Genomic DNA, 23188 nt, shown 5'->3' on the forward strand with positions numbered 1-23188 from the left:
AACGGAGATACCGTGCCCAGATTTGAATCACTCGGTTTGAACCACCCGGTTTGAACCACCCGGTTTGAACCGTCTGTGTTCAATGTCCTGGGCACGTATCCGCCTCTCTGACCGTAATCTCAATACAAACAATCCAAAATCGCAAATCCAAAATCGCAAATCAACACGAGCTACGCTAGGTCGGGGAAAACCTGCCGCACTGCGGGATGCACCAGGCGATGGGCCTGGACATTTAGCCCCTTGGCCAGCGCGTCATCGGTTTCCAGGGCCCCCACACCTTGATTGGCCAGCTTCACCACGTAGGGCAGGGTACTGTTGTTGAGCGCCTGCGTTGCAGTCCAGGGCACGGCTCCGGGCATATTCGGCACGCCGTAGTGAACCACGCCCGACACCTCGTAGGTAGGCTGCGTGTGGGAAGTTGGGTGCAGCGTCTCTACGCAGCCGCCCTGATCCACCGCCACGTCTACGATCACCGAACCCGTCCGTATTTGCTCTACCAGGCTGGCAGGCACCAGGATGGGCGCACGTCGGCCCGGCACCAGCACTGCGCCGATGAGCAAATCGGCATCGGCAACGGCGGTTTCGATCTCGGCGGAGTTGCTGTAGAGCAGTTCTACCCGCGAGCCAAACAGGGTTTCTAGGTAAGACAGTCGCTCTACGTTAATGTCGAAAATTTTCACCTGAGCGCCCAGCCCGACGGCCATCTTTGCGGCTTCGGTGCCCACCACGCCACCGCCCAAGATCACAACCCTGCCGGGTTTTACCCCTGGTACACCGCCCAGCAGCACACCCCGTCCACCCTGCTGCCGTTCCAGAAAGCGGGCCCCAAACTGCACCGAGAGCCGCCCAGCGATGATGCTCATGGGGGTGAGCAGGGGCAGGCTGCGGTTGGGCAGTTCAACGGTTTCGTAGGCGATCGCCGTCAGCCCCACCCGCATCAGTTGCTCCGTCAGTTCTCGCGCCGCCGCCAGGTGCAGGTAGGTAAACAGCAATTGATCTTTTTGCATCAGGTCATATTCCGCTGGCAGCGGTTCCTTGACCTTCACCACCATCTCTCGGCTCCAGGCATCCTTTGCAGAAGGTACGACCTGAGCGCCCACTTGAACATAGTCCTGATCGGCAAATCCTGCGCCGATGCCCGCCTGGGTTTCGACAAAAACCGTATGTCCTGCTTCGACCAGCGTGCGGACGCTACTGGGACTCAGCCCTACCCGAAATTCCTGATCCTTAATCTCTTTTGGAACGCCGATTTCCATGCCAACACCTCAAAAGCTCCCCGACCCACTGCGGAGACGGTAAATTCTTAGATATAGCCATCGTCACTTTCATTAGGACATAGGTGCTGTCGTAGAGCAGCAGCGCCACCCTACAACCACGTCCTAAGCAACATAGCTAGCGTAGCTAGCGCTATAGTTCCAAGGTAAATCCCTTTTGCGAGAGAGTCTTCGCCCGGATGGATCGACCTCCACCGTTTATAGCAGGAGTTTGGGGCTGCGGGGGTGATGTTGGATTGACGAATGGGCCGCACTCTCTACAATGAAGAGGACGAGTAAAGAATTGTAAAAGCCATGACTCAGACTCCGCCGCAACCGACCGTGACTCCGAAGCTCCAGGAACCAAAGTTTGGCTTTAATGAGTATGCTGAGCGCCTAAATGGGCGGGCGGCAATGGTGGGATTTTTGATTACGCTGGCGATCGAATACCTGACGGGTCAGGGCTTGCTGTCCTGGCTGGGTCTTTATTAGTCAGGGCTTAAGTTAGTCAGGACTTACGCACGTGCGATAAGTCTTCTGGGTTTTGGACGATTTCTCGCGGGCTGCGCTTGCAAGAAATTGTCCGTCTGCGTCAGTCCTATTAGTTTCTAGTAGTTTCTGGTTAGTTCGTTTGATGGGCTTAGGGTGGGTAGGCAAATCAAGCCCTAAGCCCATTTTTTTAGAGCAAATTGCCCACTGCCTGTGCAGCCTCCAGTTGCGCCCAGGTGGTGGGGATGAACATGATAAGCCGAAGCCTTTGGCTGGGCATGGGGCGGGGCAGCGATCGCACGTCTCCCGGCATCAGCTTGCCACGCCGAGAATGCCCACCTGCGTATTTTGAAACCGCGCCACCCCCCAATCACCCGATCAGGGGGTTGGAAGGGGAGACTCGCCCACTAGAATGATTCAGTATGATGGTTAAGTCGGCATCAGTTCGACTTGCCAGATTCGACCCTGGTTTCGGCGTGGTCGGCGCATCGCCGATGCCCGTTATCGCTCGAAACCGCGTTGTGAACCTGCATTCATCCATTCACATGCTTAGATTTGTGCCATGAGTACTTCACCTAACGCCCAGTCCGGTATTGGTCAGCCCGATCGCATTTTGATTTTCGACACCACGCTGCGCGACGGCGAACAGTCGCCCGGCGCAACGCTGAACGTGGATGAAAAGCTGACAATCGCCCGGCAACTGGCACGACTAGGTGTGGATGTGATTGAAGCGGGCTTTCCCTTTGCCAGCCCTGGGGATTTTGAAGCGGTGAGCAAGATCGCCGCCGAAGTGGGCAGCGAAGACGGCCCAATCATCTGTGGACTGGCCCGCGCCACTCAGCAGGATATCAAAGCGGCCGCCGACGCGCTGAAACCCGCCGCCAAACCCCGGATTCACACCTTCATTGCCGCCTCGGATATTCACTTGGAATATAAGCTGAAAAAGACGCGGGCCGAAGTGCTGGAAATCGTGCCCGAAATGGTGAGCTATGCCAAGTCGTTTGTCAACGATGTGGAGTTTTCCCCAGAGGATGCGGGGCGCTCTGATCCGGAGTTTCTCTATGAAATGCTGGAGCGGGCGATCGCCGCTGGGGCTACCACCATCAACATTCCCGATACCGTCGGATACCTCACCCCCAGCGAGTTTGGGGCGCTGATCAAGGGCATCAAAGAGAACGTGCCAAATATCGATCAGGCCATCATTTCGGTACACGGTCATAACGACTTGGGAATGGCCGTGGCCAACTTTTTGGAAGCCGTGAAGAACGGGGCGCGTCAGTTGGAATGCACGATCAACGGCATTGGCGAACGCGCCGGAAATGCAGCGCTAGAGGAATTGGTGATGGCGCTGTATGTGCGTCGTCAATACTTTAACCCGTTCCTGGGTCGTCCGGCAGAGTCGGAAGCGCCGCTGACCCATATCGACACGCGCCAGCTTTACAAAACCTCGCGCTTGGTGTCGAACCTGACGGGGATGCTGGTGCAGCCCAACAAGGCGATCGTTGGTGCAAACGCCTTTGCCCACGAGTCCGGCATTCACCAGGACGGCGTGCTGAAGCACAAGCGCACCTACGAAATCATGGACGCGCAGTCCATCGGCCTCACGGATAACCAGATCGTGCTGGGCAAGCACTCCGGGCGCAACGCCTTCCGCACGCGCCTGCGGGAGTTGGGCTATGAACTGTCTGAGCAGGAGCTAAACCGAGCCTTCCTGCGGTTCAAAGACGTGGCCGACAAGAAGAAAGAGATTACCGACTGGGATCTGGAGGCGATCGCCAATGACGAAACCCAGCAGGTTCCCGAACTGTTCAAACTAGAGCATGTGCAGGTGTCTTGCGGCGACCACTCGCGCCCCACGGCGACCGTCACCGTCCGCACGCCCGCCGGGGAGGAACTGACCGATGCTGCCATCGGCACAGGCCCCGTGGATGCTGTTTATAAAGCGATCAACCGCGTCGTTAGCATCCCTAACCAGCTCATCGAGTTCTCGGTGCAGTCCGTCACCGCAGGCATCGACGCAATGGGCGAAGTGACGATTCGCCTAAAATATGGCGATCGCATCTTCTCAGGCCACGGCGCAAACACCGATATCATCGTCGCCTCTGCCCAGGCCTACCTGAACGCGCTCAACCGCCTGTCTGCCTCCCTGCAAAAAGGCGAAGCGCTGCATCCCCAGCATAGCGATGTGCAGCCTGTGAGCTAGGCGTGATGGAGTATGATCATAACTAAGGGCGACTGAGTCAACCTTAGTTATGACCCGACAACTGACAGCAAGTTAGGTTCTCCAATCCCTTGCCCAAGATGCAAACTGCCTCTACCCACACAGCAAACCAAAGTTTATTAAGCTACAGAGGCGATCGCCGCCCATGTTTGCCAGACCGACTCCAGCCCTGATCAGCGTAAGGGAGCTTATCCCTATTGACTGTTTCATGAGCCAGGACAGGCAATCCTGGTTGCCTAATACAAGTCCCGAGACCCCAGAAAATTCGTTGTCTTGGAATCGAAGCCCATAGCTCCTGAGTTGGAACCGGAGGGCTTAGTCGAAGGGGCTTTTGGGCCAGCGTCTCCTACAAGAAACCAGGGGTTTTCAGAGATGTATCAGGCAGTCAGCCTGTCCTGTCCCGTCTATTTGCAGCAGATGACGCTGATTTCTAGATTACTTTTGTTACTTAAGCAAGTCAGTGACCGACTGCCAAATTTTCGAGTTTCCTGAAGCTTTGATGTACTAATCATAATCTACTGCCCGTCTAAGATGACGACACGTCAGGCAGAGCATCAACTTGTTTAGACAGGTAATAGGGATGAAAATTTTGCTATTGGAGGATGATTCCCGAATCACAAAGGCAATCGCAGAAGCCTTGTGTGCTCATAACTATCTAGTAGAAGTTGCCCATGATGGTGAGCTTGGTTTGACATTTGCCGAGACTGATACGTTCGATTTGATCATTTTAGACTTAATGTTGCCAAAGTTAGATGGGATTAGCATTTGCAAAAAACTGCGGCAAAACGGAAATAAAACTCCAATCCTGATGCTGACCGCACGTGACACGAGTGCAGATAAGGTATTGGGGCTAGATATTGGGGCTGACGACTATGTGATTAAACCGTTTGATCTTTCAGAACTGTTGGCAAGAATTCGAGCGCTTTTACGGCGTGGCAATGTTACATTTTTGCCAGTCTTAGAATGGGAAAACTTGAAATTAAATACGAATGAACACCTAGTAACGTATCGTGATTCTCCCTTGGTTTTAACTCCCAAAGAATATGCTTTACTAGAATTATTATTGCGAAATGGAAGTCGCGTTCTCAGTCGTAGCCTGATTTTAGAGCGCGTATGGGCATTCGAGGACATGCCTGGAGAAGAAACTGTTAAAGTGCATCTGCGACGCTTGCGTCAGAAGCTTAAAACTGTAGGTGCACCGCCTAATCTAATCGAGACTATTTATGGTTTGGGATACCGACTCAACCCCAATCTCTAATCGTCAATTTCGTAAATTGCGAAATCGACTGCTATTACTTTACTTTCTAATCGTAGTTGCAATTTTAGAAACATTTGCAACGGCCGTTTATCTGCTAGTCACACGCGATCGTAACCAACAGTTAGATGCTCATCTTCGTCAAGTTGCTGCTTCCTCCGCGGGTACACTAGAAATCATCCAGCATGAATATGAAGAACTGACATCGGAGGATAAATATGAAGGCTATGTTCCAGTCGGTACTGATGGAATGCCAATCCCAATCACATTGTCTCAACTGATGGGTAAATATAAGGCAGAGTCTGCTTCGCAGATTTCCGCTAGTCCCCTAGCAGCCTCTAATCAAGGTGTGGAATGGTACAATGCACAGCGGCGACTAATAGTGCGTGACGGGGGGCTTTTCTTGCAGACCTTGCTCCCATCAGATATCCCTCGACGCGGAATATTAATGCAGTCGGGTAATGTTCGAAGCTTTACTCAGCCTGCTTATGCCATTTCTACTACAACAGATACTCCTTCAATCTTGGGGTATGTTCGTGTTACCGAATCAACTGTTACCCTAGAAGCAGAACTGCGCCGACTACGGTGGAGCTTGACTGTTGGGGTGTTTGTCGCTTCAGGATTAGCTGCCCTGGGTGGAGTCTGGCTTACACATGAGTCACTAAAGCCGGTTTTACAAAGTTTTAATCAATTAAAACAGTTCACCTCAGATGCCTCTCACGAGTTGCGAAACCCACTCTCTGCTATTCGCGCATCGATTGCGGTTATGCAGAGTCATCCAGAGCGCGTTCATCCTGCTGATACGGAGAAGCTCATTTCCATTGCATCAGCTTCAGCACAAATGAGCCAATTGGTTGATGATCTATTGCTGTTGGCTCGCATGGATCGGCAGATCCCCGATCAACCTGGATGGCGACGTATTGATCTAGATGAATTGTTAGAAGACCTCGTTGATTTTTATCACGACAAGGCTGAAAAATCCCAAATTTCCCTGAAATATCAGTTGATTTCTGATGCAAAGGTCAACGGAGATGCCTACCAACTTCACCGGTTATTTACCAATCTCTTAACTAATGCTTTACAGTACACCCCATCGGGTGGAACTGTGACGTTGTCATTACAGCGAATTGGGTCTCACGTCTTTGTAACGATTCAGGATACAGGTATTGGGATTGCTCCTGAGCATCTGCCGTATATTTTTGACCGTTTTTGGCGAGCCGACCAAGCCCGCACTCAGTACGAGTCGGGATCTGGGTTGGGATTGGCGATCGCCAAAACAATTGCCCAACGCCATCAAGGCAATATCACCGTAAAAAGCAAACTAGGGCAGGGAAGCTCCTTCTGTGTAAAGCTCCCCTTGGCAGGCTAAGATAGCCTGCTGTGAAAACCTTAGACCTAGTTCCCGACTTCTTTACTTTTCCGGGCTTTACTAAATTACAGTTCCATCTGTAGTCAACTAAAAGATCATCCATGTCTAAGGCACTATCTTTGTTTCTCGATCTTGATTCTCAGCATTTATCCTCTCCTTCTCGTCGTAGTCGTTTCTACAGTGAATCTGGTGAGTACGGCGAGTCTGGTGAACTCGGTGAATCTGGTGAGTACGGCGAGTCTGGTGAACTCGGTGAATCTGGTGAGTACGGCGAGTCTGGTGAACTCGGTGAATCTGGTGAGTACGGCGAGTCTGGCTATGGCTACAGTTCCAAGACCAAGATCAAAGGGACGCGCGGCGATGACCGCTTAACAGGTAGCAGCAACAACGATAAACTTGATGGAAAAGACGGCAACGATTATCTCTTGAGTGGTAGAGGGAATGATTATCTCGAAGGTGGTAAAGGCAACGACACACTCATTGGCGGCAACGGCAACGACTCGCTCGAAGGTGGTCAGGGTGCAGACATCCTCACCGGTGGCGTAGGCAGAGACACGTTTGAGATAAAGTACAAGTCCAATAAACCTGGGTACGGTTTTACCGATACCATCACCGATTTCAAGGATGGTGTAGACCGGTTGAAGCTTGACGACGTGAGTTTTGCAAGTATTAAAATCGTCCAGGGGAGCGGCAGCTTTGCCGGGGACACGCTGATTCAACTTTCTGGTACAGGCAAGACTTTAGCAGTATTACAAGGGGTCAATGCCTCTCAGATTACAGCGGCAGACTTTGTGATTTCATAGCCCGACTAGGTGGCTTTTCTGGGTGCCTGTAGTTGATTACTGGGCACTTAGTGATTGATTACTAGATGCCTAGTGATTAGTAAAGTTTAGGCCAATCACGGTAAGGGGATTAGTCCCCGTGGTAAGTAAGGTGCATTCTACCAAACTACGTCAATCGCAGGCCTGGAAAGGTTCATTAGCTCTTGATCAGCACTAAACCCAGTGTGCTTTTTTCCAGGTTCTTGCTCCTTGCCATCTATTCTTACCTCAACTCTCAATTCTTAATGGAGGAGATGTCATGAACTCTGAAAGTATGACCTCTAAAGCCGTTGGTCTGTTTCTCAGCGTTGGTCTAGCTGCAACTTTGAGTGCTTGTGGAGGAGCGAATGCTGGCGGTGAAGAAGGCGGAGAAGCATCAGTGTCTCCAGATCCTTCTTCCAGTGCGCAGGGAGGTGGCGGCGAAGAGTTGAACACGCTGCCAAAACGTCCATCTGTATCTGAAGTTGCTCAGCTTGCGTATACAAATTCTCCGGATTCCTACCCTGAGATGCTTCTGGCTTCTAGACGAGGCTACGGTGAGTCCGGCGAGCGGGGTGAATCTGGCGAGCGGGGTGAATCTGGCGAGCGGGGTGAATCTGGCGAGCGGGGTGAATCTGGCGAGGGCGGATATTGGTGGTGAGCATAAGTCTGAGAAACTCCAACTAAGTGAAGGTTGGTTTCATGTGTGCTCGATGCACACGGAACCAACCTTTTAGACAGCCCTAAGTTAAACATCCTCTAACATATCTGTGCTTGAGTGTCATGATTCTTTGCATTGACAATGTCCTTACATCTGGAGATCTGAAGCAGATCCAACTTAGTTTGGAAGGTGCAGAGTTTGTAGATGGCAAATTGACTGCTGGAGCCTATGCCAAGACAGTCAAGGAAAACTGTCAGTTGAAAGGAGATAGTAACGTAGCTAAGGAGATTAGGGCGATTATCAATCTGGCACTCAAGCGCAATTCTCTCTTTCAAGCAGCAGTTCGTCCCAAGATAATTCGCCCTCCTCTGATCAGTCGCTATGAAGCTGGAATGTTTTATGGATCTCACACTGACAATGCCCTGATGGGGGACGATGTGTTGACTCGTTCTGATGTGTCCCTCACGCTATTTCTTAGCAATCCAGATACTTACAGCGGTGGCGAGCTAGTGATTGATACTAGCCTAGGAGAGCAGTTCTTCAAACTTGCGGCAGGCTCCATGATTGTTTATCCGTCCACATTTCTGCATCGTGTAGCAGAAGTGACTGAGGGTGTTCGACTCGCAGCAGTGACTTGGGTACAAAGTGTCGTTCGAGATGCCCATGAGCGCGAAATGCTGTTTGAACTTGATACCGTCCGACGTGCAATTTTTGAACAATACAACAAAACTGTTGAGTTTGATCTGCTTTGTAAGCTTCATGCTAACCTGCTCCGAAAATGGGCAGACGTTTAGAACCGGTTACGCCTCAGAAGTACTGACAAATTTTCACGAGTAGGAGATATTTAGGTTATGAATCTGAGAAATCTGCATCGTCGAACTGCACCAATTCTATTTGTTCCTCTACTGCTAACAGCATTAACTGGGATCGTATATCGAATCGGTAGAAGCTGGCTTGGTTTGCCTAAGGAATTTGGCAGTTTTATGATGCTGCTGCATGAAGGGCGCTTTTTGGGTAAGCCGCTTGTTCCGATTTATGTGTTGCTAGTTGGACTGGGTCTGCTAGGGATGCTTGTCAGTGGCATAACCTTATTTAAGCATCGCAAGAAAGCTGCAATTTCCAAACCTTTCAAGCTCAGTGAACGAAAGTTTCACTATATGATTGCTCCGATTGTGTCCTTGCCTCTTGCTGTGAGTGCTGTTACGGGTGTGTCCTACCGTCTTGGCAAGGTTTGGTTTGGCTTGTCAGATGAGCAAGCTGCTTTCCTTTTAAGGATTCATCAGGGATCATATCTTGGCTCAACCCTCAGTCCGATTTACGTCCTTTTGGTTGGAGCTAGCTTGATTGCAATGCTAGTAACAGGAATCCAGATGTCAGGAATTGTTCACAAACGCCGCTCATACGCTTCAAGAAGCCATCCACAAGCTCCGGAGAATCATTGAAAGCGTCTGATACAACTAACGGTTAGTTTTCTGTCTAACTTGGGAATACTGTGCTGATTGGGGGTGCTTGCTAAGGGCACTCCCAGCTTTAAATTACAGAAAATTTATAGCTTCCCATGAGTACAATTTCTATTCTTGGACAATTAAACCGTAGTTTAGGACTATCTAAATCAGGCATGACCGACTTTTTAGCTGAATTTTTGGGTAATAGTGGACATTTCTTAATTCTTAAGTCTTTATCGGATATCACATTAGATGGCTGGCAATCTTACTTTAGTAGTCCAGCGGAGTATCTGCTGATTTTTGCAATGTGTATACAGACAGCCTATTTGTCTCGTGCTAATGCTTCTCGCATATTCGGCAATTTGATTGGAGTTAGCATTTATACATTAGTTGATTTACCATATGATGGACTGATCGCTTTTTTCCAAGAACCATCACATACAGTATTTTGGATATTTTCTATCAGCATTAGTCTGCTTGAAGGTATTTATTGTTTCGATCCAATAAAAATGGAGCGATGGATTATTCCCTTGAAAAGTATTTTTAGAATGCTAATGCTCCTATCTTTCTACTCAGTTGTTAGACTGAGTGAAAGCCAGAACTATTTTAATTTTAATAGATGGTTATTTTTCCAGGAGTTAACAGGAAAAAGATCTCACTTGTTTCTGATGGGTGGAATGCTTGTTGTTGGGCTATTGTTGGGGATTCGACAGCTACAGGTCACGGTGCAAGAAAGACAACTTAAGCAGACCAATTCTTTGTTGAATAGACTGGCTCGTTGGGGAATGGGAAATTATGCAGTTAATGCGTTCATAGCAGATCGAAATGGACTCAGTTTCGAAGAACGTGAGCGTGCCATCTTGTTCATGGATATTCGCGGATTCACAAGCTGGTGTGAACAAAATCAGCCACAGGTTGTTGCTGAGGCTCTAAATCAGTACTATCAACAAATTGAGCCAGTTGCAGTATCTTTCAATCCCTTGCGGATTAGTTTTACTGCTGATGAAGTAATGGCGATTTACAGAACACCAGAGCAAGCAGTCAGTGCCGCCTTAGCCATGCAAAATGTGGCTAAAGTAGTGCTTTCACCCTATGGACTTGGTGCAGGTTGCGCTGTTCATTATGGATCAGTTATTGAGGGCTTGTTTGGTGGAGATGATGTTCGTACTTACACTGTCATTGGTGATGTGGTAAATACTGCAAAGCGTTTAGAAAGTTCAACGGCAGCAGGAGATATTACAATTTCAGACGCTGTTTATAAGAGATTGCATGGTCAGATAAGTGTCAAAACTCGGTCAGATTTAGCGCTGAAGCTAAAGGGGAAGATGCAATCGGTGAAGACTTGGGTACTTTTAGAATAGATGATTTAGTGGATGAGTGGTGGAATCAAGTCGGGAGATGAGTGGGCGATCGCCCCTGTCATAAACTGCATAATTTCCAATTGCATTGTAGGTAAGATGAACCAGAAGTGTTGAAAGATAGCTCAACATACAAAAAATGGGGGCAGAATATTGTATTCTAGCCCCCAACAAACAAAAACAATGTTTAAGATGCTAGTGTCATTTCCTGCGCTTGTCAAACCGATACTCAAGCAGTTGTGCCCACATAACTATCCTGTTTTGAACTCTCGCTTATTCTTTGAAATCTGGTTGACCTTCGTTTTAGACCAGAGTTTAACGAGCATGAGGGACTTGTTCTATCGTCTCAATAAAGCAGGAATTAAAGTTGATATTTCCACCTTTTCTAAAGCCTGCAAGACTCGACAGGATGAACACTTTTGTCGCATCTACGCTGAGCTCATAAGACAGCTAAAGCAAAAAAATCCAGCGACAGCACAGATGCTGTTTCCCATTGATTCAACGGTCATCACATTGACAAGCAAGTTGTTCTGGATGCAAGGCTATCATCAAGTCAAATTGCTTAATGGAGTCAACTTAACGCAAGGTAATCCCAGTGAATGCCTGATTCATTTTGGTCAAGGACATGACGCAAAATTTGCTGACAGAGTGACAGGAATGATTCCTGAAGATGCCATCGGCGTCATGGATAGAGGCTTTGCCAGTTGGGATTTCCTTGACCAATTAAGCCAGGATCAGACTCGCTTTGTTGTCCGCCTTAAGAACACGATGAAGACCGAGTTTGAGCATGAGCGATATCGAGTGGTTTGGTTTTGTGACTTAGAGAGCCAAACGGAGTTTCGGCTGGCGACCAATGTAGAACTGATGACGAATGAAGAGATTAGTGAAGTCTATCGCCATCGGTGGCAGATAGAAGTGCTGTGGAAGTTTCTAAAGATGCACTTGAAGCTAGATAAACTAATCTCTAAGAGTGTCAATGGAGTCACCATTCAAATCTACATGGTGTTGATTGCCTATCTGATTCTGCAATTGATAGAAATTCCAGAGTTTTATGGTCATCAATTACTAGATAAGTTGCGCTATTTGCAACTTGAATTGAGTCGTCGTTGTTCGATTGTCCATTGGAGCTACGATCTGCTGCCAGAGACACTCGTAGGAGCTTCGTAGGGTTGAATGTAAAGTTTTATGTCTCAATTCAACACTTCTGGGCCTAAGCCAACTACGTTTCAGCATTACTTAGTGCAAACTAAAGCCAGTAAGCCAGATCTGAAGCATTATGGTAGTGCACCGGGCACAGAAACTGTTATCCGGGGGCATAAACTGTACTGGCATAAGAAAGAGCCAACCATCACGCTCGAAAACCCTGAGGAAGTTTCTGACACGCAGAAAACACAGATTAAGCCAATTAAACCAGGCGTTAGTTTTCAGTTCACGATTCATTTTGAGAATCTCAGTGATGTTGAACTAGGGGCGCTGCTCTGGGTGCTGGATCTGGCCCAGGATGAGCAATATCGGCTTTCCTTAGGCATGGGCAAGCCGTTGGGTATGGGAGCCATCAAGATTGCCCATAAGCTTTATCTGAATCAACGCAAACAGCGGTATGAAAAACTTTTTGCGGATGAGCAGTGGTTTACGGGATACTCTGCTGCGCCGGATTTATCAAAACCCAGAAGTGTTGAATCTTGATGGTAAAACTTTACAAAAAGCACTCTCAAGAGGCGGATTATTGAGAATGGAAGCAATAAGTAGGTCATTACAGGCAGAATTATAGATCTTTTGTACTGGATTCAGCTATGAACTTGCCCTGCTAACATTGCGTTCAACACTTCTGATCAAAACCCTATATCGATGCATTTGATGCCTATATTCGTCAGGCAATTGGTGCCAAGCAATCTTCACTCAAAGACGTGCGACGCATCAAAATGCTGCTGGCAATGCTGAGTTGGACTAAGGCTCCACCCTCTGATCAAACTCGCTATCTGGAAATTGAACGGGATGCCAGCCAGCCCCACATTGGCACACCGAAAAAAGGTAAAGTTAACGAGTATGCCGATCGCCCAGTTCTACCCACGCCGCTGCAAGTCATTGGCTGGGAGGATTGTGGCAATGAAAATGACAATCCCAACTCAGGAAATTCTGGGGAGGGCAACTCGCCCAAGCCCAATTCACCCAAATCAGGTAAGGGCGGCTCTCCGGGCGGTGCGGAGCACCATCGCTCCTCATCTAAACCTCAAAAATCCTCTCCCGCTGGAACTGGGAAAACCAGCATGGCGGCTGCCTTTGAACGGGCAACTCAAAGACCGAAGCGTCCATGATGCTGTACCAGGAACGCTCTGCTCGAAGGATGCCTATGAGCTTCAATGACTACCAAGCAGACTGAACAACTTCTTTAACCATTAATCTGCTCCCTCACCCAGTCCCTCACGGCTCGCCGCAGAGCCAATCGCCCCTGTTCACGATGTACCTCGATGAGCTGAGGCAACTCCTGCACTCGCAGAGCCGGAAAAACGGTACTTTGGTCTACCGGGCGATATTCACCCGCTTGCAGCCGGTAAACCGTGAGTTGACCTTGGTCGTAGCACCAAATTTCTGGCACTCCCAGGCGTTGATAAATGGGGAAACGGTTGAGGGATTTGCTCGTGAGGTCAATTTCCAGCGCCAGATCGGGCGGAGGGTCTTGATCTAAATCAAAGGTGAGTTTACCCCGCATGCGAGTTTCATTCTGGAAGTAAAAGCAATTATCGGGTTCTATCCCAGCTTGCTCTGCCCGTTTTCTCCAGGTTGTGGAGCCATAGCTTTCGTAGTTTTGCTCTAGGATCTCGGCGATATCTTCAATTGCAATACTCAGAGACTGCTTAAAGTATTCATGTTCCGGTAGGGGAGCCATGATTTCTAGCAAGCCATTGTCGTAGGCGATGCGCGTGCTGCGATGGTTTCCCATCTCCGCCAAAATGGTCTCAAAGTCTGACCAGCTCACATCGTGGAGCAATAGACACTCCCCAGGTGGTACCTCCAATTGGCGCAGTTGCAGCGTGACCATTGGCGTTGACCTCGACAAGTAAACAGTTCTCCCTCAATCATAAGCCGGCATCAGAACCCTACCTTTCTGGTATCACAAGCCAGTTGAGGGAGTGCGGTCTGGCTTTGGTTCAACTGGGCTATGCTATGACAAGACCTTCCTAACAGAGGAGTCGCCATGTCATTCAGCGAGTTTAAGGGCCTGGGTGAAACCCTCAAAACGTTTGAGATTGTCTACACCGAAGCCAACTTTCTGGAACCATTGCCCTTCCCGGTTTCAGATTACTTTAGACAAGACTTGCAGTTGATGATGGAAGAAGCGGTGGTAGATAACTCAGAGTATGCCATTTGCGAGAATTTGGTGTATCCCATCCTCAAGGAAGTCTGGAAGGAGTACCGATCGCACTTTATTCTCTGGAGCCACGAGTATCTCAGTTGCGATGCTCAGTTGTCGGGGTTTCCCGAATACGTTTTGGCGCGGCGATCGCCCCTCGGCAAAATTGTGTTCGACAAGCCCTATTTTGTGCTCGTAGAAGCCAAGCAAGATAACTTTGATGCCGCCTGGGGGCAATGCCTGGCTGAAATGGTGGCGGCTCAACGGCTCAACGACCTGCCAGCGTTAGTCATATACGGTATTACCTCCAACGGCGATCGCTGGCAATTTGGCAAATTAGAGGGCACCCACTTTACCTTCAACCGTACCTTCTACACTATTCAGGAGCTGGATACCCTCTTCGGGGTGGTCAACTATGTGTTTCACCAATGCCAGATCCAGTTGAATACTTTAGTCGCTGCCTAGCGCTGCCGCAACCTAATTGCGCAACCTAATTGACTGACAAAACTCGAAGTACCCTCACCCCAACCCCTCTCCCAGAGCGGGCGAGGGGCTTTTGACCCAGGTTTGGCAGTTCAAGTCCCTTCGCCCCTTGTGGGAGAAGGGATTTAGGGATGAGGGGAAAAGATTTGTCAGGTAACCAGCTACCACAACTTTCAACCAGCAACATGACTTGCACCTGCTGCTAGAATACCCCATAGTCTGGTTCTATCCTTGCACCGAAGGCTGTCTCAGATTCCGTTCAGAATTCTCGATTTTTGCCATGTCCACCATCCTACTCATTACCGTTGGCGGTTCTCCTCAACCGATTATCACCGCGATCCAGTCCCTCAATCCCGATCGCACAATTTTTATCTGTTCCGATGGCTCAAGGGGCAGTGTTTCTCAGGTGATTGGCGAGGGAACGCCCTGTGAAATTCGGCGGGGGGCAGAGGTGGTGGAACGGTTGCCGAATTTGCCGACCCATTTGGGCCTGGGCGATCGCTTTGATCCAGATACCGATCTGGTGCGCCTGGACAATCCTGATGATCTGGCTGAGTGCTACGGACGCATTGCGACCAAAATCAACGACATTAAAACCACTGATCCCAATGCTCAACTTTTGGCAGACTACACAGGCGGCACCAAAACCATGTCCCTGGCCCTGGGCATGGCAGCGTTGGACTATGGCGTAGCGCCGTACCTAACCACCAACGCCACCCGCGAAAATCTGATCCGGGTGGAGCGGGGCGAATCGACCGAGCGGGCACCTACCACCCTGCTGACCGTAGAACGGACGCTCAACCAGGATCTACCTCGGTTTTTGCAGGACTACAACTACAGTGGGGCGATCGCCACCCTGCAAACCCTGCTGCAATCCCTGGAACTGCCCCAGGATAAGAGACGCCAGCTGCGAGAATGGTTGAATATTTGCGGAGGTTTTGATGCCTGGGATCGGTTTGATCACCAGACGGCTTGGGATTTACTTTCCCTGCACATGAATCAGGTGCAGCCTTACGGACTGGCGCTCAAGCGCGTCCTCAGCAGCCGCCAGGCGATTGACCCTACCTTTCAGCCAACGGAAACGATTCCCGGTCACGGCTATGAACTGGTGGAAGACCTGCTGCTCAATGCCCAGCGTCGTGCCCACCAGCAGCGCTATGACGATGCCGTTGGTCGGTTGTATCGAGGGCTGGAGTTACTGGCGCAAATTCGCCTGCGGCAGACCTACGAGTTGCAAACAGGGGATATTGATCTGGAAAAGTTACCCGTTGAATTGCGGGAGAAGTATAGTGCTGAGCGCAATCCCCGCAACGGCAAAATTCAGCTTCCGTTGTGGAAAAGCTATCTCCTCCTAAGCGAGTTGCCAGATGATCCGCTGGGGCAACGGTTTCAGGAACACGCCGAATCCCTAGAAAATGCGCTCCAAGTACGCAATTATTCCTTATTCGCCCACGGCTTTCAACCGATTACCGAAAATGACTATCGCAACACCGGGCAGGTGATCCAAACTTTCATTTCAACCGCTTTAGATGCACTCATTCCTGGCAAAAAGCGCCATCCCCTGACCCAGTTTCCGACCAGCTTATGAATCAGAGGCCAGACTTGGGGTTAGCTTTAGCCAGAAGCGGAAGCTCAATTGCTGGGCGAGTCATGCAACCAACTTCTAATCCACAAGATCTTCAAACGGCGGTTGACCTGTTCAGCCACCACTCGCAAGCGAGCTAATATCAAATCTCCAAAGATTAAGTAGATAGACCAGATTAAAAAACAGATCCCGAACCCTGCGCCGCCCGCGCAGCGGGCGGCGCAGGGTCTTTGGGTTTTATGTTTATTAATGCCCACCTACTTATAAGCAAAGGAATGCGGGAGAATAGAGCGATCGCCGGCTTGGCGCTTATCTAGCCATCGCTTTTGGCTTTGCTGGATGAGCATCAAACCCTCACCAAGCGCTGGAGTTGGCGGCTCTCCAGTTCCAACACCTGACGCGCAAAATCTGGGTCTCGCTCCAACAGTTCATCGAAGGTATCAACAGGCACCGCGAGAATACGAGTCTTATCACTCTCAGCAGTAATCGTGTTTTCTACATCACTGTGGGTCAAGACTTCTAGCTCATCCAGCATTTGCCCAGGGTGGAACTGCTCGACCCGCACCTGATCAGCAGACTGATAGCGAATAGTGGCATCTCCTTCAATCAACATCAGCAGTTCCCGGCAGGTATCGCCAGCCTCGGTGATCACGTCTCCGGCAGCATACGTCCTCACTTCAGCGCGATCGCCCAAGGCCATCAACGTATCGGTGTGGATGCCGTGGAAAAAGTCGCTGTTAAACAGATACACCAGCTTCTCTAAGGACGGGAAAGCCGAGAGAGGTGCGTTGGCGGGGAGGGTTTTCACCTGCTCGGCCGTTTCTTGCAACAGAGCCGAGGGCGAGGCAAGGGGAAGGGTTTGGGCGATCGCTCGGCCACGGTCAGGGTTGAGTTGGGCAATCAGATACAACGCACTCGCCTGCACCAGGGGGTTGTAGTGCGGCAGCAAAAATTCTAGGTAGTCTACCGTTTCTTGCAGAGTAGGGGCTGTCTCGCTAGGCGATAAGTCTCCTGCCGTCAAGACCTGCACCATCGCTGGGGCCAGCTTGCTCTGCCAGCGCTTTTGAGTGATAGACCGGGCCGCAATGGCAGGCGCCAACTGCTGAAAGGACTGGGCCAAGGCGATCGCGTCGGGCTGGTCTTGTAGGGTCGTTAGGGTATCTAGCAAGGCATAGGCGATCAGTTCCTGTTTGCGCTGAACCGTCTCTTGCAACACTTGCAGCACCGCCGGATGCTGTTGCAGGGCGGGGTGGTGCAGGGCGCGATCGCACTCCACCCACTCCCGCAGGCGAGTCAGCAATCCCTCTGCCTTCTGCACGTTGCTCGCTGCTGGCGACAGGCTACTCTGAATCCAGTCTTCCTCTTGGGGAGTGATGGAGTATTCTCGGCGGAGCGAACGAAGGATGACCGTGTCTTCCTCGGAGCCAATGCGACGGGTCAACCCCGGCTGCTGCCGTAGTCGCATGAGCCGCTCCAGCGATTTCTGATATCCCGTCAGGCGGATCTGGTTTTCCAGCGTCCGCTGACGATTGGGGTCTAGTAAGGCAGGGTCTTCAATCCCCAATTCTTCCAAGACATCGCGGTGCTCATCATCGGAGATGTCTAACTCGCGTCGCATCTGCGCCAACACTTGCAGACTATTGGAGGTATTCACATAGCCCTCCTCCAGCGCCTCACGCACCACCCCCTTATAAGCCTCATGCCGCTTCTCTCGGGTAAAGTCTGGTAGCACCTTTGCCAGCAGATAGACTTCATTGGCGTTGAGGTCATCGAGCGATCGCCCTTCCACATATTGGGCAATATCCAGGTTTAACTTCTCTAACTGCTTGCGGAAACGGTTGGAGAGATTCTCGCGGGAATATAGCTCAGGACTGCGCCGCCAACTCTTAACCAACCACAGCGTACTGAGAAAAACCAATAGAATATCGTAAAGTGTTTGAAACCCAGTCGGTGTAAGGAGGATTAACGGACGGGCTGCAAAGATAAAAAAGAAATTAAAAGCAATAAAGGTAACCACCACAAAAATACGGTGTTGGATCAGGTCATTGCTCCAATGTTTGTGCTGACTGCGGCTGTAAGCCTTGACCCCGCGTTCAGCCGCTCTGCCGAGGAGATAACCTGCAACGGTGAAGCTGCCCAAAACTAGGGGGACGGCAACTAGCTTGGGGATGGCGATCGCCTGCCCCTGAAGATAAAGCCCCGGACTCCACAGGGCAGCAAGCTGGTTGGGGTCGCGGTTCCAAACTCCAGAAAAGTAATAGTCCCAGTTGCCTGCATAGAGATAGTAGTAGACAAAATAACCCACCATCAGCCCTAGATAGCCATAGCGCATCACCGCCTCATCGGGGCGGTGCAAGCCATCCCAGTAAGTCCGCTCAGAGTCAATATCAAAACAAGGACTCTGACAGGCAACACAGGCGCTCTGTTCGGTTCCTTCTGGGGTAACCGTGCGACACATAGACTGCGTGATGCGACTCTCGCTCAGGTGAGCCTTGCTGCCAAACAGCCCCCTTGGCTCGCTAAACACCGTCTGCACCGGGGCCATCGGACAAAAAAACTGACACCAGGACTTGCCGCCATAGACGTAACCAATGGCGATCGCAAACACAATCGTGAATACTAGCCACCCTCCTAAAACAAGCCGGTCGGCGTTAAAAAATAAAATTCGCCCACACAGCCCAATGAATAGATAAGCAAATTGAAAATATAAGTAATTACGACCCAACCAAGACTCTGACTGCACCTTCGCCAACTCATAGCGAACCTTACCAGTCTTTTCATTCACCCGCTTAAACTGCCGCTGCCAGCCCAAAGCCCGTGGGATCTGCGACAGAAAGGACAACGGACAGATGCGCCGCCACAACTCATGCCCAAACACCAGCAGAATAAAGATGCCAGCAGGAACGATTGCCCCCCAGAATAAGGTGGCACCAATTGAATAAGGCTGCTCTTCCACACACACACCTTGCACGGGCACACACTCCCCCGTCAACGCTAGTGGACTCCAGAGATGGTCAGGAACAGTCAACGCTGCGGTCCACGGGTCATAAAACAACGACGCAATCACCAGCAGCCAGCCCACCGTGAGGACCCAGCGAGTCCAGTGCATCTTCCGTTCGGGGACGTTCGCAAACATAAACCGTGTTGTGGGATGTTCAGTACACAGCGCAATATTACACTGTTGATGTGACACCAATGTTGCAAAAGATTAACTTGTGTCGAGAACTCTTGACCCTCTGAACGCTCATCAGATCTCTGCCTATGATGCCTGCTACAAGGTTCAGTTTTCGTGAGTGTCTCGATTTTTTTCGCCACCCTCAAGAGGACACGAACGAGATGGCATTTTGGACAAAGCGTGAGCAGCGCAACTATCGCATCAAGTTCACAATACACACATCCTGTTGTGATTCTGATTCGCTTTGTGAATGAGCCACTGCCACTACGGCAAATTCGAGCATAATGAATGGGAAAATGAACGGGAAATAGAAAAAAGGACTCAATGGCTAAACCACGAATTTTGATTGTTGGCGGCGTTGCCGGAGGGGCCTCTTGTGCGGCGCGGGCACGGCGGCTATCAGAAGCCGCAGAGATTATCATCTTCGATCGCGGTCAATTTGTTTCCTTTGCCAACTGTGGTTTACCTTACTATGTCGGCAGTGTGATTGCTGATGAAAAAAAGCTGTTGGTTGCCAATTCAGACTTATTTAAGCAACGGTTTAACATCGAAGTGCGGCTACAGCACGAAGTGACCGCGATTGATCGTGCTGCCCAAACTCTGACGGTCAAAAACCTGCAAACCGGAGAGTTGAAACAAGAACCCTATGATGCTCTCGTGTTATCTCCTGGTGCTGCCCCAATCCGTCCGCCCCTGCCAGGAATAGAGCGACCCGGAATTTTTGCGCTGCGAACCATCCCCGATAGCCGTCGGATTCGAGAATGGATTGACACGCATCAGGTGAAGCGGGCGGTGGTTGTGGGCGGTGGCTTTATTGGGCTGGAAATGGCAGAAAATTTGGTGCATCGTGGTATCGCTGTCACGCTAATAGAAAAGTTGCCCCAGGTGATGCCCCCCTTTGATCCAGAGATGATGACCCCGGTTCATGTTCACCTCCGAGATCAAGGCCTACAGCTCTGCTTAAACGATGGCGTTCAAGGCTTTACAGTTGGCTCAGAAGATAACTTGCTGGTTCAAACAGACTCCGGCGAGCAGCATCCTGCCGACATGGTGATTTTGGCAATCGGGGTGCGCCCGGAGAATACGTTAGCCAAAGAGGCAGGGCTGAAACTGGGCGATCGCGGCGGCATCCGGGTCAATGCAGCCATGCAAACCAGTGACCCTCATATTTGGGCAGTGGGGGATGCTGTAGAAGTGCAGGATTTTGTCACGCAAGAGTGGACTCTGATTCCCCTGGCTGGGCCTGCCAATCGTCAAGGACGGATCGCAGCCGAAACCATTTTGGGGCGAGACTCACAATTTCGCGGCGTACAGGGAACCTCGGTTTGCGGCATTTTTGGCATGACGGTGGCATGTACTGGGGCCAGTGAAAAAACGCTCCGACGGGTAGGCATGGACTACCGCAAGGTTTATCTGCATCCTGGTCATCATGCAGGCTATTTTCCTGGGGCCCAGCCAATCGACATTAAGCTTTTATATGCTCCAGCCGATGGTCGAATTCTGGGAGCGCAGGCTGTTGGCCGAGAGGGAACCGAGAAGCGAGTTGATGTGCTGGCTATGGCGATTCAGGCCGGAATGACTGTGTTCGACTTGGAAGAAGCAGAACTATGTTACGCACCGCAATTTGGAGCGGCCAAAGATCCGGTGAACATGGCGGGGATGATTGCAGCGAATGCGCTGCGCGGCGATGCACCCATTGTGTACTGGGAAGACCTTGACTTGGCGCAAGTGAATTTGGTGGATGTGCGTGAGGAGTCTGAGTTTGAACGGGGACATGTTGCTGGGGCAATCAACGTTCCCTTATCGCAACTGCGGCAGCGGATGGGAGATCTGCCGGGCGATCGCCCGCTTTGGATCTACTGCCAGGTGGGACAGCGCGGCTATTTCGCCACCCGAACCCTGCGGCAATCTGGGTTTGATGCCTATAATCTCACAGGTGGCTTCAAGACCTATGAAGCCTCAACAGGAGCTTGATCGCGCAAAATAGCGATGCCGCCCCGCAGGACAATCGCCGCGACGATCAGCCCTATAACCAAATCGGGCAACCGCGATCCAGTCATGCTGACCAAGAAACCCGCCGCGATTACGCCCAAATTGGCAATCACATCATTCTTGGAGAAGATCCAGCTTGCCCGCATGTGAACTTCTCCCTGACGATGTTTGGCAATCAGCAGCAGGCAAGCCACGTTTGCAGCCAGAGCCAATAGCCCAATGCCCACCATCCAAGTCGGCTCAGGGTCGCTGCCAAGGGCAAACCGCCGCACCACGTCTGCTAAAACTAACAGCGCCAATCCTATTTGAAACAGACCGCTTAAGCCAGCGGCTCTTTTTTTGGCTGCGGGCGATCGCCCCACAGCATACAGGGCAATACTGTAGACTGTTGCATCAGCAAACATATCGAGGGAGTCTGCCACCAAAGCGGTTGAACCTGCCAGCAGCCCCGTCACAAGCTCCAGCGCAAACATCAAGGCATTAACCGCCAGCAGCCAGCCCAGCGTCTTGCGCTGCGCCGCATTTGCCGCCTTAACATCACCACATCCGCAATCAGACATCGCGCTCCTGAATGTAAAGTGGTCGGCTCTGAAAACAGGTTACTGAAACCTCAGCAGTGAATCTAGGCAGTATCTTAAACTTTCTAGGCAGTTGATTGCCTTGAGTCGATCCCCCTAAATCCCCCTTAACAAGGGGGACTTCCGGAGTGGTTCGGCTCGGTTCCCCCTTTTTTGTCGATCCCCCTAAATCCCCCTTAACAAGGGGGACTTCCGGAGTGGTTCGGCTCGGTTCCCCCTTTTTTTCAATCCCCCTAAATCCCCCTTAACAAGGGGGACTTCCGGAGTGGTTCGGCTCGGTTCCCCCTTTTTTTCAATCCCCCTAAATCCCCCTTAACAAGGGGGACTTCCGGAGTGGTTCGGCTCGGTTCCCCCTTTTTTGTTGATCCCCCTAAATCCCCCTTAACAAGGGGGACTTCCGGAGTGGTTCGGCTCGGTTCCCCCCTTAACAAGGGGGGCTAAGGGGGGATCGAAGGGTTTTAGAACATGCCCTAGATCCAAATCCATTGGTGTTAGAGCCTTAAGTACGATAAACGGAAAATCCATTCTAGAAGCACCGTTCGACACTGTAGACAGTTAATCACGCTCAGCAATTGATGGATGCCCGATGGAGTGATGGAATAGGCGGCTGAGATCAATTCCTTGGCAGGTTCGGTAGCGCTGTGGAGGTGGGCAACAAAGCCGTAGAGTTTTTGGTTCGAGAAAGAGCTATTGACGGCCCATCCAATGGAGTTTAGGGCGATTAGCCGATCGATCGAAGCGGCATCAATGCCAAGTTCTCGTTGCAGGATGGCGATCGCCGCCTGTTCTGGGCTGGTTCCCACGGGCACTCGTCCGCCTGGGAGATCTAACGTGACCGACCCAACGCCGGGACGATAGCTGGGAGACGGAAAGAGAATTTGTTCGTTCTGAATCGGCAGCACAATAACCGAATCCGCTTTCTCAATTCGCCAATACTCGAGTACGTTTCCACGATGATCTTGAAGATGTTCACCGATCACGGTCAGCCAGTGCGAATGCATCTCCAGAAACCGATCCTGCACCGTCCAAGCTTGTTCAACCCAGAATTGTTCCGCGTCAAAGGATGGAGTCATGATTGATTTAATGTTTGAGATTGGCGATCGCTCTAAAAATCAATAGCTCCCCCTATCGAATTACCTAACGAGTTATCCAACGAATTACCCAACTACCAG

General features: G+C 50.7%; 21 protein-coding genes. 14 read left to right on the top strand and 7 right to left on the bottom strand.

Going from position 1 to position 23188, the window contains the following annotated elements; genetic code table 11:
- Positions 1-170: 170 nt before the first annotated feature.
- A complete protein-coding gene (gene ald / locus HPC62_RS11350; RefSeq protein WP_172355730.1) occupies positions 171-1256 on the bottom strand; it encodes an alanine dehydrogenase in 1086 nt (361 codons plus the stop codon).
- Positions 1257-1568: 312 nt separating this feature from the next.
- On the opposite strand from ald, the gene HPC62_RS11355 reads away from it, so the two are divergent.
- The gene (locus HPC62_RS11355) at positions 1569-1745 is read left to right on the top strand and encodes a hypothetical protein (RefSeq protein ID WP_172355733.1); all 177 of its coding nucleotides are present in this window, start codon (positions 1569-1571) and stop codon (positions 1743-1745) included.
- 187 nt (positions 1746-1932) lie between these two features.
- On the opposite strand, the gene HPC62_RS23960 is transcribed toward HPC62_RS11355, so the two are convergent.
- Positions 1933-2055, bottom strand: coding sequence for a hypothetical protein (locus HPC62_RS23960; protein ID WP_255548767.1), 123 nt, complete (start codon positions 2053-2055; stop codon positions 1933-1935).
- Positions 2056-2304: 249 nt separating this feature from the next.
- Here HPC62_RS23960 and HPC62_RS11360 point away from each other — a divergent pair, with 249 nt between their 5' ends.
- The 4 genes from HPC62_RS11360 (at position 2305) to HPC62_RS11375 (ending at position 7390) form a co-directional block, all read left to right on the top strand.
- Positions 2305-3945: a 2-isopropylmalate synthase gene (locus HPC62_RS11360; RefSeq protein ID WP_172355735.1), complete on the top strand. Its 1641-nt coding sequence runs from the start codon at positions 2305-2307 to the stop codon at positions 3943-3945.
- A 598-nt stretch (positions 3946-4543) separates the two neighbouring features.
- The gene (locus HPC62_RS11365) at positions 4544-5221 is read left to right on the top strand and encodes a response regulator transcription factor (RefSeq protein ID WP_172355737.1); all 678 of its coding nucleotides are present in this window, start codon (positions 4544-4546) and stop codon (positions 5219-5221) included.
- Positions 5187-6587: a sensor histidine kinase gene (locus HPC62_RS11370; RefSeq protein ID WP_172355739.1), complete on the top strand. Its 1401-nt coding sequence runs from the start codon at positions 5187-5189 to the stop codon at positions 6585-6587. Before HPC62_RS11365 ends, HPC62_RS11370 begins: the two co-directional genes overlap by 35 nt.
- Before the next feature lie 101 nt (positions 6588-6688).
- Positions 6689-7390 carry a calcium-binding protein gene (locus HPC62_RS11375; protein ID WP_172355741.1) on the top strand — a complete coding sequence of 234 codons (702 nt, stop codon included), beginning with the start codon at positions 6689-6691 and terminating at the stop codon, positions 7388-7390.
- Positions 7391-7929: 539 nt separating this feature from the next.
- On the opposite strand, the gene HPC62_RS23965 is transcribed toward HPC62_RS11375, so the two are convergent.
- On the bottom strand, positions 7930-8052 hold the full coding sequence (locus HPC62_RS23965; RefSeq protein ID WP_255548766.1) for a hypothetical protein: 123 nt from the start codon (positions 8050-8052) through the stop codon (positions 7930-7932).
- 118 nt (positions 8053-8170) lie between these two features.
- Here HPC62_RS23965 and HPC62_RS11380 point away from each other — a divergent pair, with 118 nt between their 5' ends.
- The 6 genes from HPC62_RS11380 to HPC62_RS11405 all read left to right on the top strand — a co-directional run bounded on the left by HPC62_RS11380 (position 8171) and on the right by HPC62_RS11405 (position 13166).
- Entirely contained in the window at positions 8171-8842 is a 672-nt protein-coding gene (locus tag HPC62_RS11380) for a Fe2+-dependent dioxygenase (RefSeq protein WP_172355744.1), read from the top strand.
- A gap of 57 nt (positions 8843-8899) precedes the next feature.
- Positions 8900-9490 carry a PepSY domain-containing protein gene (locus HPC62_RS11385; protein WP_172355746.1) on the top strand — a complete coding sequence of 197 codons (591 nt, stop codon included), beginning with the start codon at positions 8900-8902 and terminating at the stop codon, positions 9488-9490.
- 116 nt (positions 9491-9606) lie between these two features.
- On the top strand, positions 9607-10854 hold the full coding sequence (locus HPC62_RS11390) for an adenylate/guanylate cyclase domain-containing protein (RefSeq protein ID WP_172355748.1): 1248 nt from the start codon (positions 9607-9609) through the stop codon (positions 10852-10854).
- 189 nt (positions 10855-11043) lie between these two features.
- Entirely contained in the window at positions 11044-12018 is a 975-nt protein-coding gene (locus HPC62_RS11395; protein ID WP_172358909.1) for a transposase, read from the top strand.
- A gap of 18 nt (positions 12019-12036) precedes the next feature.
- A complete protein-coding gene (locus tag HPC62_RS11400) occupies positions 12037-12537 on the top strand; it encodes a TIGR03986 family type III CRISPR-associated RAMP protein (protein ID WP_228721748.1) in 501 nt (166 codons plus the stop codon).
- Between the two features lie 221 nt (positions 12538-12758).
- Positions 12759-13166 carry a hypothetical protein gene (locus HPC62_RS11405; protein ID WP_205369613.1) on the top strand — a complete coding sequence of 136 codons (408 nt, stop codon included), beginning with the start codon at positions 12759-12761 and terminating at the stop codon, positions 13164-13166.
- Between the two features lie 74 nt (positions 13167-13240).
- On the opposite strand, the gene HPC62_RS11410 is transcribed toward HPC62_RS11405, so the two are convergent.
- The gene (locus tag HPC62_RS11410; RefSeq protein ID WP_172355751.1) at positions 13241-13891 is read right to left on the bottom strand and encodes a Uma2 family endonuclease; all 651 of its coding nucleotides are present in this window, start codon (positions 13889-13891) and stop codon (positions 13241-13243) included.
- 156 nt (positions 13892-14047) lie between these two features.
- Between HPC62_RS11410 and HPC62_RS11415 the strand changes: the two genes are divergently transcribed.
- Both HPC62_RS11415 and HPC62_RS11420 read left to right on the top strand, forming a co-directional pair.
- Complete coding sequence (locus HPC62_RS11415) at positions 14048-14668, top strand: hypothetical protein (protein WP_172355753.1); 621 nt, start codon at positions 14048-14050, stop codon at positions 14666-14668.
- A 298-nt stretch (positions 14669-14966) separates the two neighbouring features.
- Positions 14967-16274, top strand: a complete 1308-nt coding sequence (locus HPC62_RS11420; protein ID WP_172355755.1) for a TIGR02710 family CRISPR-associated CARF protein — start codon at positions 14967-14969, stop codon at positions 16272-16274.
- 343 nt (positions 16275-16617) lie between these two features.
- Here the strand turns inward: HPC62_RS11420 and HPC62_RS11425 are convergent, their stop codons facing one another.
- On the bottom strand, positions 16618-19407 hold the full coding sequence (locus tag HPC62_RS11425; RefSeq protein WP_172355758.1) for a cyclic nucleotide-binding domain-containing protein: 2790 nt from the start codon (positions 19405-19407) through the stop codon (positions 16618-16620).
- A 363-nt stretch (positions 19408-19770) separates the two neighbouring features.
- Here HPC62_RS11425 and HPC62_RS11430 point away from each other — a divergent pair, with 363 nt between their 5' ends.
- Complete coding sequence (locus HPC62_RS11430) at positions 19771-21420, top strand: FAD-dependent oxidoreductase (RefSeq protein WP_172355760.1); 1650 nt, start codon at positions 19771-19773, stop codon at positions 21418-21420.
- Here HPC62_RS11430 and HPC62_RS11435 read toward each other — a convergent pair.
- The gene (locus tag HPC62_RS11435) at positions 21396-21998 is read right to left on the bottom strand and encodes a cation transporter (protein ID WP_172355762.1); all 603 of its coding nucleotides are present in this window, start codon (positions 21996-21998) and stop codon (positions 21396-21398) included. The genes HPC62_RS11430 and HPC62_RS11435 overlap by 25 nt on opposite strands.
- Positions 21999-22507: 509 nt before the next feature.
- A complete protein-coding gene (locus HPC62_RS11440) occupies positions 22508-23089 on the bottom strand; it encodes an NUDIX domain-containing protein (RefSeq protein WP_172355764.1) in 582 nt (193 codons plus the stop codon).
- Positions 23090-23188 lie beyond the last annotated feature (99 nt).

The sequence above is a fragment of the Thermoleptolyngbya sichuanensis A183 genome, from assembly GCF_013177315.1.
In the GTDB taxonomy this organism is placed as follows: domain Bacteria; phylum Cyanobacteriota; class Cyanobacteriia; order Elainellales; family Elainellaceae; genus Thermoleptolyngbya; species Thermoleptolyngbya sichuanensis.

What these genes read in the sequence shown, in the direction of transcription:
- HPC62_RS11440 (WP_172355764.1), bottom strand. Translation starts at nt 23,089, where the DNA reads ATGACTCCATCCTTTGACGCGGAACAATTCTGGGTTGAACAAGCTTGG.
- HPC62_RS11435 (WP_172355762.1), bottom strand. Translation starts at nt 21,998, where the DNA reads ATGTCTGATTGCGGATGTGGTGATGTTAAGGCGGCAAATGCGGCGCAG.
- HPC62_RS11415 (WP_172355753.1), top strand. Translation starts at nt 14,048, where the DNA reads ATGTCATTCAGCGAGTTTAAGGGCCTGGGTGAAACCCTCAAAACGTTT.
- HPC62_RS11370 (WP_172355739.1), top strand. Translation starts at nt 5,187, where the DNA reads ATGGTTTGGGATACCGACTCAACCCCAATCTCTAATCGTCAATTTCGT.
- HPC62_RS11390 (WP_172355748.1), top strand. Translation starts at nt 9,607, where the DNA reads ATGAGTACAATTTCTATTCTTGGACAATTAAACCGTAGTTTAGGACTA.
- HPC62_RS11365 (WP_172355737.1), top strand. Translation starts at nt 4,544, where the DNA reads ATGAAAATTTTGCTATTGGAGGATGATTCCCGAATCACAAAGGCAATC.
- HPC62_RS11420 (WP_172355755.1), top strand. Translation starts at nt 14,967, where the DNA reads ATGTCCACCATCCTACTCATTACCGTTGGCGGTTCTCCTCAACCGATT.
- HPC62_RS23965 (WP_255548766.1), bottom strand. Translation starts at nt 8,052, where the DNA reads ATGCTCACCACCAATATCCGCCCTCGCCAGATTCACCCCGCTCGCCAG.
- ald (WP_172355730.1), bottom strand. Translation starts at nt 1,256, where the DNA reads ATGGAAATCGGCGTTCCAAAAGAGATTAAGGATCAGGAATTTCGGGTA.
- HPC62_RS11360 (WP_172355735.1), top strand. Translation starts at nt 2,305, where the DNA reads ATGAGTACTTCACCTAACGCCCAGTCCGGTATTGGTCAGCCCGATCGC.
- HPC62_RS11425 (WP_172355758.1), bottom strand. Translation starts at nt 19,407, where the DNA reads ATGTTTGCGAACGTCCCCGAACGGAAGATGCACTGGACTCGCTGGGTC.
- HPC62_RS23960 (WP_255548767.1), bottom strand. Translation starts at nt 2,055, where the DNA reads ATGCCGGGAGACGTGCGATCGCTGCCCCGCCCCATGCCCAGCCAAAGG.
- HPC62_RS11395 (WP_172358909.1), top strand. Translation starts at nt 11,044, where the DNA reads ATGCTAGTGTCATTTCCTGCGCTTGTCAAACCGATACTCAAGCAGTTG.
- HPC62_RS11375 (WP_172355741.1), top strand. Translation starts at nt 6,689, where the DNA reads ATGTCTAAGGCACTATCTTTGTTTCTCGATCTTGATTCTCAGCATTTA.
- HPC62_RS11380 (WP_172355744.1), top strand. Translation starts at nt 8,171, where the DNA reads ATGATTCTTTGCATTGACAATGTCCTTACATCTGGAGATCTGAAGCAG.
- HPC62_RS11410 (WP_172355751.1), bottom strand. Translation starts at nt 13,891, where the DNA reads ATGGTCACGCTGCAACTGCGCCAATTGGAGGTACCACCTGGGGAGTGT.
- HPC62_RS11430 (WP_172355760.1), top strand. Translation starts at nt 19,771, where the DNA reads ATGGCTAAACCACGAATTTTGATTGTTGGCGGCGTTGCCGGAGGGGCC.
- HPC62_RS11385 (WP_172355746.1), top strand. Translation starts at nt 8,900, where the DNA reads ATGAATCTGAGAAATCTGCATCGTCGAACTGCACCAATTCTATTTGTT.
- HPC62_RS11400 (WP_228721748.1), top strand. Translation starts at nt 12,037, where the DNA reads ATGTCTCAATTCAACACTTCTGGGCCTAAGCCAACTACGTTTCAGCAT.
- HPC62_RS11355 (WP_172355733.1), top strand. Translation starts at nt 1,569, where the DNA reads ATGACTCAGACTCCGCCGCAACCGACCGTGACTCCGAAGCTCCAGGAA.